The following is an 18,676-nucleotide window of genomic DNA, read 5'->3' as shown; positions in this document are numbered from 1 at the left end:
TTGCCGGAGAGAAATTGCATGTCAAACGATCAACTACACCGTTACCTATTTGAAGATGTGTCTGTGCGTGGTGAGCTGGTTAAGCTCGATGATACCTATCAGCGCATACTGGAAAACCAAGATTTCCCGGCACCGGTCAATGCCTTGCTGGGAGAGATGCTTGCCGCGACTAGCTTATTGACCGCGACACTCAAGTTTAACGGCTCAATCACAGTGCAACTGCAAGGCGATGGCCCTGTCTCTCTCGCGGTGATTAATGGCGATCATCACCAACAGCTGCGTGGTACCGCGCGCGTCAAAGGCGACATCAAAGACGATGCGACCTTGCCGGAGATGATGGGGAAAGGCCAACTCATCATCACCATCGAGCCTGTCGACGGTGAACGCTATCAAGGTATTGTCGGTCTGGAATCTGACAGCTTACAAGCCTGTCTTGAAGATTACTTTGCCCGTTCAGAACAACTGATGACCCGCCTTTGGTTGCGTACAGGTGAGCATGAAGGTAAACCGCATGCGGCGGGGATGATGCTACAGGTGCTCCCCGACGGCAAAGGCGACGAGGGCGATTTTGAACACCTTGCTCAGCTTACCGACACCATCAAAAACGAAGAGCTATTTAGCTTGCCTGCTAAAGATGTGCTGCATCGTTTGTACCACCAGGAAAAAGTCACGCTGTATCCCGCACAAGAGGTGGTATTCAAATGCAGCTGCTCACGTGAGCGCAGTGCCAGCGCCATCGCCGCCATTGAGCGCAGCGAAGTGGATAAAATGGTGGCAGAAATGGGAACCATTCATTTGCATTGCGATTATTGTGGTACAGACTACGCTTTCGATAGTGTTGATGTGGCAGCCATTTTCGAGCAAAACGCGGACTCTTCCTCACAAATGCAATAACAGCGTGCTACATATTTAGCGCTCCGAAGCAAATCCAGCTGACGGAGTTCAAAAGCCAGCATTATGCTGGCTTTTTTCTTATACCTACCCGACTTAACTCACATTTTTTCTCGCATTATTTTTGTACAAACAATAATAGGTCTTTGGGTAGCGCAAACGATTAACTAAGCGTTACCATGTCTATGACATGGCACCTGGTGGTCCGTACCCTACAATCAAAATAACCCCAGTGTGCCGTCTTGTATGGAGTCAGTCCCTGAAGTCACATTTTCAGGTTGCTAGCACAAAGACAGTTAACAACATCTTACCCCAAGGAGCACCTATGACTGTCCTGAACGTCGAACCCGAGGTCGCTGACATCGATCTTTCCTGTCATGGTCTGGAAAATGTCAAAGAAGTCATCCGTAACCCCTCTTATGAGCAACTGTTCGAGGAAGAAACCAAACCTGGGCTGGAAGGCTATGAAAAAGGCGTGGTGACCGAGCTCGGCGCGGTGGCGGTAGATACGGGTATTTTTACCGGCCGCTCACCAAAAGATAAATATATCGTCCGCGACGATACCACGCGCGATACCGTCTGGTGGTCTGATCAAGGCAAAAACGACAACAAGCCGATTGACCAAGCAGTATGGAAGGATCTTAAAGCTCTCGTCACTGATCAGTTATCAGGCAAACGCCTGTTTGTGATTGATGGCTATTGCGGTGCCAACCCGAACACTCGTCTGCGTATTCGCGTGATCACCGAGGTAGCCTGGCAAGCGCACTTCGTCAAAAACATGTTTATCCGCCCAACCGAGGAAGAGCTGAAAGACTTTGAGCCCGACTTCGTGGTGATGAACGGTGCCAAATGCGTCAATACCAAATGGCGCGAGCAGGGTCTGAACTCGGAAAACTTTACCGTTTTCAACCTCACCGAACGCATGCAGCTCATCGGCGGCACCTGGTACGGCGGCGAGATGAAAAAAGGCATGTTCGCGATGATGAATTACTTCTTGCCACTGCAAGATATCGCGTCGATGCACTGCTCGGCCAACATGGGTAAAGACGGCGACGTCGCCATCTTCTTTGGTTTATCCGGCACCGGGAAAACCACCCTCTCTACGGATCCCAAACGCCAGCTGATTGGTGATGATGAACACGGCTGGGACGACCATGGTGTGTTTAACTTCGAAGGCGGGTGCTACGCGAAAACCATCAAGCTATCGAAAGAGGCAGAGCCTGATATTTACAACGCCATTCGCCGGGATGCGTTGCTGGAAAACGTCACCGTTCGCGGCAATGGTGCCATCGACTTTGACGATAACACCAAAACAGAAAATACCCGTGTCTCGTATCCGATTTATCACATCGACAATATCGTTAAGCCGGTGTCGAAAGGCGGCCATGCAAACAAGGTGATTTTCTTGTCGGCGGATGCGTTTGGTGTGCTGCCCCCCGTGTCTAAGCTGACCCCAGAGCAAACCAAGTACCACTTCTTGTCAGGGTTTACGGCGAAGCTTGCAGGCACGGAGCGTGGCATTACCGAGCCGACACCTGCGTTTTCTGCCGCCTTTGGTGCCGCCTTCTTGACCTTGCATCCCACCAAGTATGCCGAGGTGTTGGTCAAACGCATGGAAGCCGCCGGCGCGGAAGCCTATTTGGTCAACACGGGCTGGAACGGCTCAGGCAAGCGGATCTCCATCAAAGATACGCGGGCGATCATTGACGCGATTTTAGATGGCTCCATCGAAAAAGCGGAGACCAAGTCAATTCCAATCTTTAATTTGGAAGTGCCCACCTCACTCGACGAAGTGAGCGACGGCATTCTTGACCCGCGTGATACCTATGTCGATCCCCTTCAGTGGGAGAGCAAAGCCAAAGATCTGGCACAGCGCTTTATCGATAACTTTGAAAAATATACCGATACCCCCGAAGGGGCCGCACTGGTCTCAGCGGGTCCCAAGCTAGACTAACCCCCTGCCCCGTATCGTGCGTGCGATACGGGGCCACCTCCCCCACGGTTATACTGGCTAATAGTTGAAGTTACGGCACTTTTGCGCCAGTCTTATTGCTACTGATTGCCTTGATAGGGTTGGTTCATGCGCATCCTGGCCAAACTGTTCGCCAGCTTTTTCATTCTCTGTGTCACCGCATTATTGGTGTTAGCAGTTCTCTTTCACACGCGTTATAGCACCGCGCTGTTTCATCATGTTGTCTCGCCTTGGCTGCCAGGCGATCTCTCCGCCAAACAGGTGGTCTATCATTGGCGTCAACCACTGAGTTTGACCCTCACCAAGCCTAGCTATCGCGTCGGTCCCCAACATTGGCAAGCCGACCGCCTGCGCGTGCAGCTCGATGCCACGCGATTGCCACGCATTCATTGGCTGCGTATTGATGGTCTGGCTATCGATCTGACTGAGAGCACGCCGCCTAGCCTAGAGATGTTGCCTGCGTCTGTGCAAATCGGCCGTGTCTTGTTCAACGACTTAGATCTCATTGGGCAAGGTTGGCAAGCGCGCCACGTGAGTGCCCAGCTTGATGAATGGCAAAAGGGCGACTCACCATGGGGGTCGGTCCGTGGTCGCGCACAATGGGAAGCCAAACATATCGATTGGCACGGCCTCACGCTCTCTCATGCGCTTCTGGATGCCACTCCCTCCCCTAAAGGGTGGCAACTGAATGGGCTCTCATTTCAATGGCAACGTGCGGCCTTTAGCGCCCAAGGGCAATGGCAACCTGGTGTACTCGCCTTGAGCCAATTGACCATTAGCAATGCCATCGTAGACAGTGAGCAAACACAACAGCAGCTTCGCGAGGCCTTGTCACATTGGCCGTCCGACACCCAACTCACCATCGATCGTGCCGACGTTCGTCAACTCAGTGCCGAAACAGATCGGCTATCGGTTAATGCCCTGACCTTGTCAGCGGAACAATTAGTGTTTTCGCCTCAGTCGCCTTGGTGGCATCAACCTCAGCTACGCGCTTCGTTTAATGCCGACTATATCCGTTGGCAAGGACACACGTGGGAGCAGCCTCTAGGGGAGCTGGAACGTCGCGGTGACAATTGGATAGTCAACCAACTCACTAGCCAATCGCACGAAGGGTTTATCGCGATTTCCGGCCAATTTTCTCCCCAGACTTGGCAGATAGATAGGCTACGCGCGAATGGCCTCACTCTCAGCCGCGAACGGCTTAGCCCGCTGATAAGCGCATTGCCAGATTGGCCGCACCATATCGTCGTGACTGATCTGTCGCTCAAACACAATGAGTGGTTGGCGTTATCGCCGCAGTTTCCCGTCAAAGTGGATGGCATTGATATTGACGGTCGCGACCTGCGTGTCAGTCGCGACCAACAGTGGCAACTGCGTGATGGCACGCTCACCGCAAGCGCCAGCTATGCCAGCATCAACCAACAATGGCTAGCAGAGCCTTATTTGCGGTTAGAAGCGAACGACGGTCACGTCAACTTACGTCAATTACTATTGGGCTTTCCTGACGGGCAATTGGCGGCCTCTGGCCAGTGGAACTACAACACACCGAGCCTACCGTGGTCATTCCAGGTTGACGGCCTCAACGTCCCCTTATCCCTTTATCAATCATGGTTCAACTGGCCGCTGCCTTTAAGCGGATTTCACGATCTTCAAGGGCAATGGTCTGGGCTAGCGTCTGATACTGAAAGTTTCAACGTAGGCTTAAGTGGCACACTCGCTGCCACCCTATTAGATGGCCACGCGGATGTCATGCCAGATAAAGGCTGGCCAGCGCGAATTTCTGAGTGGTTTCAAAAAACGCCGGCCAAACAGCGTCAGTCGCAGTCGTTCCCATTTGCTCAACTTTCTCTAAAAGCCGATCGTGGCGATATCACGGGCATTCTTCAGGGGGAGACATCCGTGTCGATTGATTGGCCGATTTATCAAACCGCCACCCCAAGGGTGCGTTAACGCAGTAGTGCCAACTGAGGCGCAGGCTGTGCGGTGGCGCCATCGTCTGATGGCAGCAATACGTAGGTGCCGGTAAACACGCCGGCCTTATCGTCGCCACTAAAAAACTCAACGTCGAGCGTGACACGCGCGCGGCGACCATTTTCCAGCCTATCCAGCTCACCGCTCAAGTTATCCAGCGAGACACTCGCCCTTGGCCGTTCTGCCACTGGGCTGCGGTAGCGAATATGGCTGTCTGCGAGGACGATATCCGCGCTGAGTTGGCGCTCTTTCATCAACAGCCATACCATCCCCCACCCCGCGAGCGTAGCAAGACTAAAAATACTGCCCGCAAACATGGTATGACGTGGATTCAGGTTGGCATTTAAATTGGCACACACTTCAAAGTGATAGCCGGTGAATTGGCTGATCTGTACCCCCATTTTATCACTGATGGGGATTTGCTCTTGCCAGCGCTGCTGTAGTTCGGTACACCACTCAGGATGACGCACTACATCAGACAAAGGGTCTAAAGGTTTCACCATCTGTTGATGACGGATCGGCCCGCGTTCATCACTGAGATCTCCCTGACGCATAAAGTCGTGTTGTGCATAAAAGCTCACCGCCTCTTCTCGGGCACTACACACAAGACGCTTGGCTCCCTCTTGCCGCGCCAACGACTCCAGCGCCATTAATATGAGCGCCCCGAGGCCACGATTACGAAAATCGGGAGAGACCGCCATATAGCGGATCTGTCCATCATTGTCTGGGGTTAAGTAAAGACGCCCGATGGCGACGGGATCATCGTCACTGTCGACAATCATTCGATGACAGGCATTGCCATCATAGGCATCGCGCTCTGAGCCGCGCGGCGCATGCCAAGGCTCTCGCAACATGCGATAGCGAAAGTCATAATAACGCTCAAGCTCTTGCTCTGTGCGTGGCGTGACGATTTTAAACATGCCTATCTCTCCCTGTTAGGCGCACATTATACCTGCAGCCAGAAAGTCACCGGCCCATCATTGACCAAGCTGACTTTCATATCCGCGGCAAACTGACCGGTTTGCGTCTTCACGCCGGCCTGCTGACAATCGTGACAAAACACCTCATAAAGGCGTTCAGCGTCGGCGGGTGATGCGCCTGAAAAACTTGGACGCATTCCTTTTTTCGTGTCAGCCGCGAGGGTGAACTGAGAGACCACCAGTAACTCGCCTCCCGCCTGTGACACATTGAGGTTCATTTTTCCTTCGTCGTCTTCAAAGACACGATAACCGCGCACTTTATGCGCCAGTTTGGCTGCCTGAGTCTCGGTGTCGCCTTTTTCGACCCCTAGCAGCACCACCAAGCCTTTTCCTATACAGCCCAGCGTCGTACCTTCTACGGTCACACTGGCTTCACTCACGCGTTGAATGAGGGCGATCATGGGTTTCCTCTTTTTCCATGGTTAAAGGAACAGATGACGCATCTTGAGCGCGCGACCACCAGCGTTCAGATTCTCTCAGCGTCGCCGTCACTTGGGCACCAAACAATACGATACACCAACTAAAATACACCCAGACAAAGAGAATCGGGATCACTGCCAACGCGCCATAAATCAGTTGATACGACGGAAAATGGGTGACATACAAGGCGAAGACTTTCTTGCTTAACTCAAACAGGATACTCGCCACCGCCGCTCCCACAAAGGCATGACGCAGACGCACGCGCGTATTGGGCACCAAGGTATAAAGCCCCGTGAAGGTCAATGTGGTCAGGATAAAGGGCAAAATGCGTAGTAGGGTGGTAAATAAATCGTTGGCAATCCCGCTTTGTAATAACGACAGCGAGGTGAGATAGGAGCTCAACGCAATACTGGTGCCAATAAGAATCGGCCCTAAGGTCAGCACCATCCAATAGATGGAAAAGGCGATCATTGTGGGTCGCTTGGTCTGAATCTTAAAGGTGTGGTTCAAGCTCTTATCGATCGCCGAAATAAGCATAATGGCCACCACAAACAAAAAGCTCACCCCCACTGCCGTCATTTTACCGGCATTGGCCACAAACTCATTAAGGTAGCGTGCAACCACCTCGCCAGCCGCCGGCACAAAGTTGTTGATCACAAACTGCTGTAAGGTGTCTCCCACCTCGGAAAAGCCAGGGAAACTCGAAAAGGCGGATAACACCACCGTCACTAACGGCACAAGGGATAGCAGCGTGACATACGCCATATGGCCCGCACTCACCGTGAGCCGATCTTCGCCCATACGCCGCCATAAATGGGCCAGCATCGCCATCAACCAATCACGGTGATGACACCACGTCTTCTCATCCAGGATCCCAATTTTGCGCATCCTTCCACCTTAACCTTGTGTTAGCCTTAAGCGTAATGAGTGTACATGATTTATGATTAAGGAGTTGCCTGTGCGGGTTATCTTTCTGTTTGCTATCGGCTTAACCCTACTCACCGGCTGTCAGTCTGCCTATTACTCAGCCATGGAGCAAGTGGGCATCCATAAACGCGATATCATGGTCGACAGAGTCGAAGACGCGGCTGATGCGCAGCAAGCGGCGCAATCTCAGTTTAAAAATGCACGGCAAGCTTTGAGCCAGCTCACCCAGTTTGACGGTGGGGAGCTACAAGCCGCCTACGACGCAGTGGATAGCCAGTATCAAACAAGCCATGAAGCCGTCACCCGCGTGCGTGAACGCATCGATGCCCTTGAGTCTGTCTCTGAAGCGTTGTTTGATGAGTGGGAAGACGAATTAGACTTGTACACCAATCAACGCCTGCAGCGTGATAGTGAGCAGCGCTTACGCCAGACTCGTGAGGAATACGAGCGACTGCGTGATGCCATGCGTCGTGCCGAACAAACCATGACACCGGTACTGAACACGCTGCAAGATAACCGGCTTTATCTCAAACACAACCTCAATGCCCGCGCAATTGGTGCGTTACAAGGTGAGCTGGATGCCCTTTCGGGCGAGATAGACCGCGCAGTCGCTGACATGCAACGCGCCATCCAAGCGTCAAATCGCTTTATCCAAACCCTCAATTAAACGCTAGCCAATAAAAAAGGCACCCGAGGGTGCCCTTTGTCCATATCGCGCGGTGATGCCCGCGTGATTAACCTTTACGACCTGCGCGCTTACGCTCGGTTTCGGTCAATAGCTTCTTACGGATACGAATGCTCTCCGGCGTCGCTTCAACCAGTTCATCATCATCGATAAACTCAAGCGCCTGCTCCAAGGTGTACTTGATCGCTGGGCTCAATACCTGCGCGTCATCGGTCCCTGAGGCACGAACGTTGGTCAGCTGCTTACCTTTCAAACAGTTAACTGTCAGATCGTTGGCACGATTATGAATACCAATCACCTGACCTTCGTATACTTCGTCACCGTGCTCGGCAAACAAGCGTCCGCGGTCTTGCAAGTTAAATAGGGCGTAAGTCAGTGCCTTACCCGCTGCGTTTGAGATCAACACACCATTAATGCGCTGGCCAATATCTCCGCCTTTGTACTTACCGTAATGGTCAAAGGTATGATAAATCAGGCCCGAGCCCGAGGTCAGCGTTAAGAACTCTGTTTGGAAACCAATCAGGCCACGAGATGGCATCACAAAGTCCATGCGCACACGGCCTTTGCCGTCTGGCAGCATGTTCGTCAGCTCACCTTTACGCAGGCCGATGCTTTCCATCACGCCACCTTGATGCTCTTCCAGTACGTCAATGGTCACCGTCTCAAACGGTTCGAGCTTCTCGCCGTTTTCTTCTTTGATGATCACTTCTGGGCGCGATACCGCCAGCTCAAAGCCTTCACGGCGCATGTTCTCGATCAAAATCGATAAGTGCAATTCACCACGGCCAGAGACACGGAATTTATCCGGGTTATCTGTCTCTTCGACGCGCAGTGCCACGTTGTGAACCAACTCTTTTTGCAGACGCTCGAGAATGTTACGTGAAGTGACGTATTTACCTTCCAGCCCTGCAAACGGTGAGGTATTGACCTGGAAAGTCATGGTCACAGTGGGCTCATCCACAGTCAGTGCAGGCAGCGCTTCCACATTGCTTGGATCGCAAATCGTGTCTGAGATTTTCAGCTCACCCAAACCAGTAATCGCAATAATGTCGCCGGCAGAAGCTTCATCAACGTCATGACGCTCAAGGCCCATGTAGCCTAAAACACTGCCCACTTTGCCATTACGCTTGCTGCCATCGGCGCTTACAATCGTCACTTGCTGATTCGGCTTAACCGAACCTCGGGTGATACGACCCACGCCAATAACCCCCACATAGGAGTTATAGTCCAGCTGAGACACCTGCATTTGTAGCGGCGTGGTGATATCAACGTCAGGCGCGTCAACGTTATCAACGATCGCGTTGAACAGCGGCTCCATATCCTCGCCTTCTGTGGTTTCTTCTAGACTCGCCCAGCCGTTAAGGGCTGACGCATAAACCACTTGGAAATCCAATTGCTCATCGGATGCACCTAATGTGTCAAACAAATCAAACACTTGATCCATCACCCAATCCGGGCGCGCACCTGGGCGGTCAATCTTGTTGATAACCACAATCGGCTTTAGGCCATGAGAGAAGGCTTTTTGGGTCACAAAACGGGTTTGCGGCATTGGACCGTCTACTGCGTCCACCACCAGCAATACCGAATCAACCATCGACATGATGCGCTCAACTTCACCACCAAAGTCGGCGTGTCCCGGCGTATCAACGATGTTAATGCGGTAGTCATTCCAGTTAATGGCCGTGTTCTTGGCCAAGATGGTAATGCCACGCTCTTTCTCAATGTCGTTTGAGTCCATGACACGCTCTTCCACCTCACCGCGGGAAGCCAGCGTACCGGATTGCTGCAGCAGCTTATCCACTAGCGTGGTTTTACCGTGGTCAACGTGGGCAATAATGGCGATATTTCTTAATTTATCTGTCTGTATGTTGGTCATGGACTCTCTTTTTCACTCGATAGACGGGGCGCGCGCCGAAGTTGGCAAGCTATGCTAACACGACGGCACCGCCACCTGATTAAAAAAACGGCCGTAATGTACCAGATTTTGTCGCAAAACCCACCTTATTATGTGAATTGGCTCACCGTCCCCCGGGTTTCTCCCGGGCACAACTGGTTATTTATTGTGCAAATACAAGGATTCATCGTGATTGGGGAAAAAATGAATTTTTAAAGACCGCCCACACTCTTGTCATGTAATGTCTGCTACAAAGAGGGGGGCGACGCATGCACGCATCTCGTGCAAAGCGACGCACCGTCTTTGCCCCTTGCACCAGATGCGATCAAAGGTGCACCATGATGGTGCAAATTGCACGCTTTTGAACAAGGCTGCACACGATTTTATCGCGTTAAACGCCGTTTGGCGCGGCTTAAAATTGTTGGCACGGTTTTCGCTTTGTCATGCAGCAAGGAGCCAACGCGCTATTTACTCAATTTGACACCGGAGGTTATTTCACATGTCAGTAGAAAACGTGCTCGCACTGATCCAAGAAAACGAGGTGAAATTCATCGACCTGCGCTTTACCGATACCAAAGGTAAAGAGCAACATGTTTCTATCCCCTCGCATCAAATTGATGATGACTTCTTTGAAGAAGGCAAAATGTTTGATGGCTCATCGGTCGCGGGCTGGAAAGGCATTAATGAATCAGACATGGTGATGATGCCAGACGCCAGTTCGGCCGTGCTTGACCCCTTTACCGAGGAAAGCACCCTGAATATCCGTTGTGACATTCTCGAGCCCTCAACCATGCAAGGCTACGACCGTGATCCTCGCTCGATTGCTAAACGTGCAGAAGATTACATGCGCGCATCTGGCATCGCCGACACCGTATTGATCGGTCCTGAACCAGAGTTCTTCTTATTCGATGACGTTAAATTTGCCACCGATATGGCCGGCTCGTTCTATAAAATTGACGACGTCGAGGCAAGCTGGAACTCAGGTACCGCCCTCGAAGGGGGAAACAAAGGTCACCGTCCAGGCGTAAAAGGCGGCTACTTCCCGGTTGCCCCCGTTGACTCATCACAAGACATCCGCTCTGCCATGTCATTAGTGATGGAAGAAATGGGCCTAGTGGTTGAAGCGCACCACCACGAGGTGGCGACAGCAGGTCAGAATGAAATTGCTACCCGTTTCAACACCTTGACCACCAAAGCCGACGAAATCCAAATCTACAAATACGTGGTGCATAACGTTGCGCACGCCTTTGGTAAAACGGCAACCTTTATGCCTAAGCCACTGGTTGGTGACAACGGCTCAGGGATGCACGTCCACCAGTCGCTTGCCAAAGATGGGCAAAACCTGTTTGCCGGTGATAAATATGGCGGCTTGTCTGAAACCGCGCTGTATTATATTGGCGGTGTCATCAAACACGCACGTGCGATCAACGCCTTCGCCAACGCCTCAACCAACTCGTATAAGCGTCTGGTCCCAGGCTTTGAAGCACCGGTTATGTTGGCTTACTCGGCACGTAACCGCTCAGCATCAATCCGTATCCCAGTGGTGCCGAGCCCGAAAGCTCGCCGTATTGAGCTGCGCTTTGCCGATCCAACGGCCAACCCGTATCTCTGCTTCGCCGCCATGCTAATGGCTGGCCTCGACGGGATTAAAAACAAGATCCACCCTGGCGATGCCATGGATAAAGACTTGTACGACTTGCCTGCAGAAGAAGCAGCGGAAATCCCAACCGTCGCTGAGTCCCTTAAAGAGGCACTACAGGCCCTTGACGATGACCGCGAGTTCCTAACCGCTGGTGGTGTGTTCTCGGATGACTTCATTGACTCTTACATCGCGCTGAAGGGCGAAGATGTTGAGCGTATCCAAATGACCACTCATCCCGTGGAATTCGAGCTGTACTACTCGGTATAAGCGCGCAAACAACCCAAATTGTAGCCCACCTCGCAGGTGGGCTTTTTTGTGCTTTTTACCCGCGCCATCTCGCTTATCATTGCCAGTATCTGCAGATAAAAAAGGGGAAGCGATGCGCTGGCTAACCATTATCGTGCTCGGCCTCACTATCACCTGCCAGGCTGGCACAGTTTACCAATGGCAGGATCAAAACGGACAATGGCATATCAGTGATCAGCCTCCCAACGCGCCCCACCAAGTGCGCCATTACGCGCCCTCGCCGGTGTCGCCATCGTTAACGCAACCGCCGCAGACACCCCCCACGCCCACACATCAATCAAAGGTGACGATCACACTGGTTCACCCCAGTGATGGCGCGACGTTGCGCAGCAACCCCGGCAAGGTTTCCGTAAAAGCCATTCTGGCCCCGGCGGCGTCCCCAAGCGACCACGTGCAGCTGGTGATGGACGGTCAACCCGTTCAGGCTCACCCTGAGCAGACGCGCAGCGCCTCACAGCTCACACTGCAATGGCACCTCGGCCCGGTAGACAGAGGCACCCATCGCTTTAAAGTGCGCGTTTTAGAAAACGGCAAGATAATTGCATCGTCCTCTGAACATCAGGTGTATTTGCATCGCGCCCACGTGAATCAGCCACATCGCGCGCATGATTAACCCATGACAACGCCGATGCATTCACAAACCCAGCAGTGCAAGCTGCATCAAGCAAGGATCTCGATTACACTCAATGCACCAAATCAGTGCAAACAAGGACGCAACACGGATGGCACCCGCTCAACTGTTCGACCACCTCCTCACCGCCATTATTGTGGTGGATAGCCAATGGCGTATTCAGTACGTCAACGCGGCCGCCGAGCAGCTGATGCATCAAAGTGCCAGGCGCTTGCTGACGCGACCGCTCACCGAGCAAATTCAGCACGCCAGCGTCGACTGGGCACAAATTGCCAACACTACACGGGCGGGGCAGAGCTTGACGGACAGTGATGTGACCTGGGTGGTGGACGGTCAGCCACAAAAGGTGCAACTCAGTGCCAGTCCGCTATTTGATCAAGAGGACGAAGGGCGGCTGCTACTGGAAGTGAATGTGGTCAGCCAACAGCAAAGGATCAGTAAGGAGCTGACCCAAAAAGCACAACAACAAGCGGCAAAAGAGTTGGTACGCGGCTTGGCGCATGAAATAAAAAACCCTCTTGGCGGCTTACGCGGCGCGGCACAGCTGCTAGAAAAGATGCTGCCTGATGCGAGCTTAGCGGAATATACCCAGATTATTATCGAGCAAGCCGACCGATTGCGAAACTTGGTCGACCGTTTACTCGGGCCACAGCGTCCTGGGTTGCGCCAACGACAAAATATTCACGTGGTATTGGAAAAAGTCCGCCAATTGATCAGCCTCGATAACCACGAAGGCATCCAGATCATTCGCGATTATGATCCCAGCTTACCTGATTTTGAGATGGATCCTGAGCAGCTGGAGCAAGCGATTCTCAACGTCGCCACTAATGCGGCGGATGCGATAAGTGGTCAGCCAAACGCGCGGCTCACCTTGCGCACGCGCACGGGCTTTCAAACCGTGATCCATGGCGAGCGTCACCGGGTGGTCGCGCAAATTGAAATCATCGACAATGGGCCCGGGATCGCGCCGCATCTGCAAGACACCTTGTTCTACCCCATGGTCACCAGCAAGGCTGACGGCAATGGGCTTGGACTCGCCATCACTCATCATTTAATCGATCAGCATCAAGGGAAAATTGACGTGAATAGCTGGCCAGGCCATACCTGCTTCACCATCCAATTGCCAATCATAGAAAAGGACACGCTACATGAGTAAAGGGACCATTTGGATTGTTGATGATGACAGCTCCATTCGTTGGGTGATGGAGCGCACCCTCAGTGCTGCCGGGCTCACCTGCGATACGTTTAGCAATGCTGAAAATGTACTCAGTGCCCTGCATGAACGTCGCCCTGATGTGTTGGTCTCCGATATTCGCATGCCAGGTAGCGATGGGCTGGCGCTGCTAAAAGCGGTACATGAGCAATATCCTGACTTACCCGTGATCATCATGACCGCGCACTCGGATTTAGATGCCGCGGTCAACGCCTATCAAAAAGGCGCGTTTGAATACCTGCCCAAGCCGTTCGATATTGATGAAGCGCTGGCCCTGGTTGAGCGCGCGCTGGCCCACTATAAAGAGCAGCAAAAGCAACAAACGTCACGACAGCCGCAAACACAGACACCCGAGATCATCGGCGAGGCTCCCGCGATGCAAGAAGTGTTTCGCGCCATTGGCCGGCTGTCACGCTCCTCGATTTCGGTATTAATCAATGGTGAGTCGGGCACGGGTAAGGAGCTGGTCGCCCAAGCGCTACATCGTCATAGTCCGCGGACCAATCAAGCCTTTATCGCTCTGAATATGGCCGCCATTCCCAAAGACTTGATTGAATCTGAGCTGTTTGGTCACGAAAAAGGGGCGTTTACGGGAGCCAATGCGGTCAGGCAAGGACGCTTTGAGCAAGCCAATGGCGGCACCCTCTTTTTGGATGAAATTGGCGATATGCCATTGGATGTGCAAACGCGTTTACTGCGTGTGCTGGCGGATGGTCAATTCTATCGGGTCGGCGGTCACGCGGCGGTCGATGTGGATGTGCGCATTATCGCTGCGACCCACCAAGATCTTGAACGCTTGGTGACAGAAGGCAGTTTCCGAGACGACTTGTTTCACCGCTTGAACGTGATCCGCGTTCATCTCCCCTCACTCAAAGACAGGCGCCAAGATATTCCCCAGCTGTGTCAGCATTTTCTTGCCCGCGCGGCCAAAGAGCTGGATGTCGAAGCCAAGCAACTCCACCCAGACACAGAAACCATGATGAGCCAGTTACCTTGGCCGGGTAACGTCCGCCAGCTAGAAAACACCTGCCGCTGGCTGACCGTGATGGCCAGCAGTAAGGAGGTGCTGCCCTCCGATCTCCCAAGGGAGCTGCTCAACCAGCCAAGTGCTATGACCGACAATGAAGCCCATGATTGGCAGCAGGCTCTCACGTATTGGGCGCAAGATGCGATAACACAAGGACAACATGGTATTTTGCAACAAGCGCTCCCCAGTGTTGAACGCATCTTGTTGCAATCGGCGCTCAAGCACACGCATGGTCACAAACAAGAGGCAGCTAAAATTTTAGGATGGGGGCGTAATACCCTGACACGTAAACTCAAAGAGCTAAATATTGAGTCTTAACTCATTATTGAAACTGACACTCTTTGAACCTCTGCTAAATTTAAGTAAAGAGATTGAGGTAAAATCTAACAATCATGTTGTTTTTTTTATAAGAGTAAAGTTGCTGTCCTGATGAGAAACTTACGCCCATTGTCGATACGCGCTGCCGTGATGCTCCCCGTGTTTCTCGTCCTAACACTCACGCTGGTCGTGATCATTATTACCATCAACAACCACTATCGCGCCAGCTCGCAATTTGTCGGCAAGTTATTACTCGAGGATTACTCCGTCGGTATCGAGCGAGACTTGCGCCAGTATCTTATTCATCCATTTAATGCCAATATATTCGTTGCCGACAGCCTTGCCGCTCGGCTGGCCGACACGCCAACGACTGACGCAGGGCTGCGTGATTACCTTCTCAATAGCTACACCTCTCTCTATCAAGCCATGCCTCACATGCAGGCACTCGGTATCGGGGTCGATGCTGAGGGCGAGTATTTTGGCTATCGTAAAAGCCAAGCCGGTCAGTATATTTTGATGGAACAAAGTGACGCGACCCAGGGTGCGCTGCGGATTTTTGATGGCCGCACCCCACACGCCAACGTCATTTATCAAGACAACCACTACGATCCACGCATCCGACCATGGTACATTCCTGCTTTCAATCGCGAGCAGCCGCGCTGGACCGACATTTACCGTGATGCCGATGAGGTCGGCGAAGTCTCCTTATCGGCGATTGCCCCGGTGATGGTCGACGATAATGTGTGGGGCGTGGTCGCCAGCGACATCAAGCTCAATGCGTTTAATCGCTTCTTAAGTGAGCGTCAACAAAAACTTGGGGGGGCACTGTTTATTGTCGACGATGAGGGTCGGATGATCGCCCACAGTGGCCAAGAGAGCCCCAGCAATATCTTGCATTTTCCCGATATTAGCCATAACCCAGTCCTCGATAATACCATTAGTCAGGTCGCAAACGCGTGGCCGCCCGAACCCGGCCGTTTAGGCAAGCCCTTTAGTTTCAATATTGCCGACAAGGGCCATTTTTATGGCACCATTAAACAAGTGGCGATGCCCGCTCCCTTTCAGCATCAATGGTATGTAGTGGTCGCACTGCCCGACCAGCTACTATTAAAAAACCTGCTAAGCCAGCAAGAGATCAGCATTTATCTGGTGGTGACCATGGCACTGATCGGGCTTGCGGTGGTGTATTTCATTATACGCCAACTGACTCGCCCATTGAGAGACACCGCTGAAGCGGCAGCCAAACTGGCATCGGGCAACTTGACTTACCGCATCAATACGCCCGCAAGCCTACGGGAAATCTCGATACTCAAAGAAGCATTTAACAACATGTCGGTCAAGTTGCAGCAGTCGTTCAATGCACTGCGCCAACAAGTCCGCCAAGATAACCTCACGCAACTCTATACGCGTGAAGGCTTGATTGAACAGGCTGCTGGCTTGCGCTATCACGCTCCCAATACTTTAGTAATTTTGGGGATCAACGGCTTTCGCAACATTAATGATAGCCTTGGACAAGAAGGCGGGGACACGCTTTTATGCGCGATCGCCGATCGACTCAGCGCCCTCTCCGATGGCTCTGGGATGCTACTGGCACGCGTGCGTGGCGATGAGTTCGCCGTTCTCGCGCCCAATACCACTAACCGCACGCAATCAGAGGCATTGGTCGATCAGTTACTGAGTTTGTTTAAGCGCCCTGTCACCATTGGCAACGATGATGTTTTGGTCGACGCGTGTGCGGGGGTAGTCTTTGGCTACACCTTTGGCGATGCCATTTATGAAGGCCTTGATCACGCCGGTCTCGCATTGAGCGAAGCCAAACGCAGTGAAACAGCGATGTATGTGTACTTTGAAGCCAATATGCAGGCACGGATTCAAGAGCAATCAAGGCTCCTCCTCGAGCTTCATCACGCCGTACAGCATCATCAATTTGAGGTGTATTACCAACCCTTTGTCCGCTTGCTTGATGGCCGCTTCTGCGGCGCGGAAGCCTTGGTGCGCTGGCGCCACCCTACGCGTGGCATGGTCTCCCCGGCTGATTTTATTCCCGTCGCCGAGCAAAGTGGCTTGATCAATCAAATCGGCATGCAGGTACTCGAGCAAGCCGCTTATGACACCGTGGCGCAGATTCAAAAAGGCTTGTGGCCAGCCAATTATCAGCTGCACGTGAATTTATCCGCACGTCAGCTACTGTCGGCCGACTTTATCGACAAACTGCAAAGCGTGCTGGATCGTACCCAACTGCCAGCGGAGAATTTAACCTTGGAGATCACTGAGTCACAGCTGATGAGTCATGAGCACTTAGCGACCTCAGGGTTAACCAAAATCCGCGCGCTGGGAATTAAAATTGCTATCGATGACTTTGGCACCGGCTATTCATCGCTGGCATACCTTCACCAAATGGCGTTTGACAGCCTTAAGATTGATCGCAGCTTCGTTCACTCGATGACCGAAAACAGCACTAACCAGCGCATCATTGAAGCCGTGGTTGCCATGACACGCGGTATGGATGTGCACCTGGTGGCCGAGGGCATAGAAACCCAGGAAGAAGCCGAACGGCTGCGTGACATTGGTTGCCACTTTGCACAAGGCTTCTTGTTTGCTAAACCCCTCCCCTTGGCGGAACAACCAACAGAACGGGTAACGGATAAGCTCCCCACGCGATAGCTGTCACGCCATCGACACACTGACTACTGACGATAAGAGAGTCACTCGCTATACTGAGCCCCAACTCACCTGCTGGGAACCGATGATGATAACAAAAGACTTACCCGTGACAGATTTGCACCGTCACTTGGACGGCAATATTCGTATCGACACTATTTTGGCGCTAGGGCAAAAATTTGCGATGCCACTACCCGCTACCGATATCGAGTCACTGCGCCCACATGTGCAGGTGGTCAAGAACGAACCCGATTTAGTGGCGTTCCTGTCTAAGCTCGATTGGGGCGTAGCCGTATTAGGGGATTTAGATGCCGTTCGCCGCGTCGCCTACGAAAACGTAGAAGATGCCTTAAACGCGCAAATTGATTATGCCGAGCTGCGCTTTTCGCCCTACTACATGGCGCTGAAGCACCAATTACCACTAGAAGGCGTGGTCGAAGCCGTGGTCGATGGTGTACAGGCGGGTAGCCGCGACTTTGGCGTGAAAACCAACTTGATTGGCATCATGAGCCGTACCTTCGGCACAAAAGCCTGTATGGCCGAGCTGGATGCACTACTGACACAGAAATCACACTTAGTGGCCATCGATCTGGCCGGTGATGAACTGGGCCAACCGGGCGACCAATTCACCGAGCACTTTGCCAAAGTGCGGGCTAGCGACCTGCAAGTGACCGTGCACGCTGGCGAAGCCGCTGGCGCCGCCAGTATGTGGCAAGCAATCAACGAACTCGGCGCCACCCGAATCGGACACGGGGTGAAAGCAATTGAGGATCCAGCGCTGATGGATTACTTGGCGAAACACCAGATAGGTATCGAAACTTGCCTGACGTCAAACATCCAAACCAGCACCATTGCTGATCTCGCGCAGCACCCGGTGCGTCAATTCCTCGACCATGACATTCTGGCCTCGTTAAATACTGACGATCCAGCCGTGGAAGGGATTGAATTACCCTATGAATATGAAGTCGCTGCCCCTGCCGCGGGCTTAACGCCGGCGCAAATCACCACATTGCAAGAAAATGGCCTTTCGATTGCTTTCTTGTCTGATAGTGAGAAAGCCGCACTGAAAGCCCACGCGGCAACACGCTAGGTCGTCGTCGAGCCACTCCACGCGAGCCTCACGCCGTAAAAAACCGCC

The 18,676-nt window shown here is 52.7% G+C and carries 14 protein-coding genes; 10 read left to right on the top strand and 4 right to left on the bottom strand.

The features are described 5' to 3' along the window. Positions 1-18 precede the first annotated feature (18 nt). The 3 genes from hslO (at position 19) to BGL48_RS00460 (ending at position 4,813) form a co-directional block, all read left to right on the top strand. Positions 19-894 (top strand): Hsp33 family molecular chaperone HslO, encoded by an 876-nt coding sequence (gene hslO, locus BGL48_RS00470; protein WP_069360801.1) that lies wholly within the window; start codon positions 19-21, stop codon positions 892-894. 322 nt (positions 895-1,216) lie between these two features. Beyond that, positions 1,217-2,845 carry a phosphoenolpyruvate carboxykinase (ATP) gene (pckA, locus tag BGL48_RS00465; protein ID WP_069360800.1) on the top strand — a complete coding sequence of 543 codons (1,629 nt, stop codon included), beginning with the start codon at positions 1,217-1,219 and terminating at the stop codon, positions 2,843-2,845. A 126-nt stretch (positions 2,846-2,971) separates the two neighbouring features. Further along, positions 2,972-4,813 (top strand): AsmA family protein, encoded by a 1,842-nt coding sequence (locus BGL48_RS00460; protein WP_069360799.1) that lies wholly within the window; start codon positions 2,972-2,974, stop codon positions 4,811-4,813. Here the strand turns inward: BGL48_RS00460 and BGL48_RS00455 are convergent. The 3 genes from BGL48_RS00455 to BGL48_RS00445 are packed head-to-tail and all read right to left on the bottom strand — an operon-like array spanning position 4,810 to position 7,122. Continuing rightward, positions 4,810-5,754 (bottom strand): bifunctional GNAT family N-acetyltransferase/hotdog fold thioesterase, encoded by a 945-nt coding sequence (locus BGL48_RS00455; RefSeq protein WP_069360798.1) that lies wholly within the window; start codon positions 5,752-5,754, stop codon positions 4,810-4,812. The genes BGL48_RS00460 and BGL48_RS00455 overlap by 4 nt on opposite strands. 26 nt (positions 5,755-5,780) lie before the next feature. Beyond that, positions 5,781-6,215, bottom strand: a complete 435-nt coding sequence (dtd, locus tag BGL48_RS00450) for a D-aminoacyl-tRNA deacylase (protein WP_069360797.1) — start codon at positions 6,213-6,215, stop codon at positions 5,781-5,783. After that, positions 6,187-7,122, bottom strand: a complete 936-nt coding sequence (locus BGL48_RS00445) for a virulence factor BrkB family protein (RefSeq protein ID WP_069360796.1) — start codon at positions 7,120-7,122, stop codon at positions 6,187-6,189. Before BGL48_RS00445 ends, dtd begins: the two co-directional genes overlap by 29 nt. A 52-nt stretch (positions 7,123-7,174) precedes the next feature. Between BGL48_RS00445 and BGL48_RS00440 the strand changes: the two genes are divergently transcribed. After that, on the top strand, positions 7,175-7,828 hold the full coding sequence (locus BGL48_RS00440; RefSeq protein ID WP_106407232.1) for a DUF2959 family protein: 654 nt from the start codon (positions 7,175-7,177) through the stop codon (positions 7,826-7,828). Positions 7,829-7,895: 67 nt separating this feature from the next. On the opposite strand, the gene typA is transcribed toward BGL48_RS00440, so the two are convergent. Continuing rightward, positions 7,896-9,722 carry a translational GTPase TypA gene (gene typA, locus BGL48_RS00435; RefSeq protein ID WP_069360795.1) on the bottom strand — a complete coding sequence of 609 codons (1,827 nt, stop codon included), beginning with the start codon at positions 9,720-9,722 and terminating at the stop codon, positions 7,896-7,898. Positions 9,723-10,239: 517 nt separating this feature from the next. On the opposite strand from typA, the gene glnA reads away from it, so the two are divergent. The 6 genes from glnA (at position 10,240) to add (ending at position 18,628) form a co-directional block, all read left to right on the top strand. Beyond that, the gene (glnA, locus tag BGL48_RS00430) at positions 10,240-11,649 is read left to right on the top strand and encodes a glutamate--ammonia ligase (protein ID WP_069360794.1); all 1,410 of its coding nucleotides are present in this window, start codon (positions 10,240-10,242) and stop codon (positions 11,647-11,649) included. A 112-nt stretch (positions 11,650-11,761) separates the two neighbouring features. Beyond that, complete coding sequence (locus BGL48_RS00425; protein WP_069360793.1) at positions 11,762-12,301, top strand: DUF4124 domain-containing protein; 540 nt, start codon at positions 11,762-11,764, stop codon at positions 12,299-12,301. A gap of 73 nt (positions 12,302-12,374) precedes the next feature. Then, a complete protein-coding gene (glnL, locus tag BGL48_RS00420) occupies positions 12,375-13,475 on the top strand; it encodes a nitrogen regulation protein NR(II) (RefSeq protein ID WP_255377275.1) in 1,101 nt (366 codons plus the stop codon). Beyond that, positions 13,468-14,877, top strand: a complete 1,410-nt coding sequence (gene glnG, locus BGL48_RS00415; RefSeq protein ID WP_069360791.1) for a nitrogen regulation protein NR(I) — start codon at positions 13,468-13,470, stop codon at positions 14,875-14,877. Before glnL ends, glnG begins: the two co-directional genes overlap by 8 nt. 111 nt (positions 14,878-14,988) lie before the next feature. Then, positions 14,989-17,541, top strand: a complete 2,553-nt coding sequence (locus BGL48_RS00410) for a bifunctional diguanylate cyclase/phosphodiesterase (protein ID WP_069360790.1) — start codon at positions 14,989-14,991, stop codon at positions 17,539-17,541. Positions 17,542-17,626: 85 nt separating this feature from the next. After that, positions 17,627-18,628 carry an adenosine deaminase gene (gene add, locus BGL48_RS00405; RefSeq protein ID WP_069360789.1) on the top strand — a complete coding sequence of 334 codons (1,002 nt, stop codon included), beginning with the start codon at positions 17,627-17,629 and terminating at the stop codon, positions 18,626-18,628. The last annotated feature ends 48 nt before the right edge of the window (positions 18,629-18,676 follow it).

The organism is Salinivibrio sp. SS3, from assembly GCF_001722105.1.
Taxonomy (GTDB): domain Bacteria; phylum Pseudomonadota; class Gammaproteobacteria; order Enterobacterales; family Vibrionaceae; genus Salinivibrio; species Salinivibrio kushneri.
This window is presented reverse-complemented; position numbering and strand designations above follow the sequence as displayed.

Excerpts from the sequence above, each read along its gene's own strand:
- hslO (WP_069360801.1), top strand. The coding sequence starts at position 19 with ATGTCAAACGATCAACTACACCGTTACCTATTTGAAGATGTGTCTGTG.
- pckA (WP_069360800.1), top strand. The coding sequence starts at position 1,217 with ATGACTGTCCTGAACGTCGAACCCGAGGTCGCTGACATCGATCTTTCC.
- BGL48_RS00460 (WP_069360799.1), top strand. The coding sequence starts at position 2,972 with ATGCGCATCCTGGCCAAACTGTTCGCCAGCTTTTTCATTCTCTGTGTC.
- BGL48_RS00455 (WP_069360798.1), bottom strand. The coding sequence starts at position 5,754 with ATGTTTAAAATCGTCACGCCACGCACAGAGCAAGAGCTTGAGCGTTAT.
- dtd (WP_069360797.1), bottom strand. The coding sequence starts at position 6,215 with ATGATCGCCCTCATTCAACGCGTGAGTGAAGCCAGTGTGACCGTAGAA.
- BGL48_RS00445 (WP_069360796.1), bottom strand. The coding sequence starts at position 7,122 with ATGCGCAAAATTGGGATCCTGGATGAGAAGACGTGGTGTCATCACCGT.
- BGL48_RS00440 (WP_106407232.1), top strand. The coding sequence starts at position 7,175 with ATGATTAAGGAGTTGCCTGTGCGGGTTATCTTTCTGTTTGCTATCGGC.
- typA (WP_069360795.1), bottom strand. The coding sequence starts at position 9,722 with ATGACCAACATACAGACAGATAAATTAAGAAATATCGCCATTATTGCC.
- glnA (WP_069360794.1), top strand. The coding sequence starts at position 10,240 with ATGTCAGTAGAAAACGTGCTCGCACTGATCCAAGAAAACGAGGTGAAA.
- BGL48_RS00425 (WP_069360793.1), top strand. The coding sequence starts at position 11,762 with ATGCGCTGGCTAACCATTATCGTGCTCGGCCTCACTATCACCTGCCAG.
- glnL (WP_255377275.1), top strand. The coding sequence starts at position 12,375 with ATGCACCAAATCAGTGCAAACAAGGACGCAACACGGATGGCACCCGCT.
- glnG (WP_069360791.1), top strand. The coding sequence starts at position 13,468 with ATGAGTAAAGGGACCATTTGGATTGTTGATGATGACAGCTCCATTCGT.
- BGL48_RS00410 (WP_069360790.1), top strand. The coding sequence starts at position 14,989 with ATGAGAAACTTACGCCCATTGTCGATACGCGCTGCCGTGATGCTCCCC.
- add (WP_069360789.1), top strand. The coding sequence starts at position 17,627 with ATGATAACAAAAGACTTACCCGTGACAGATTTGCACCGTCACTTGGAC.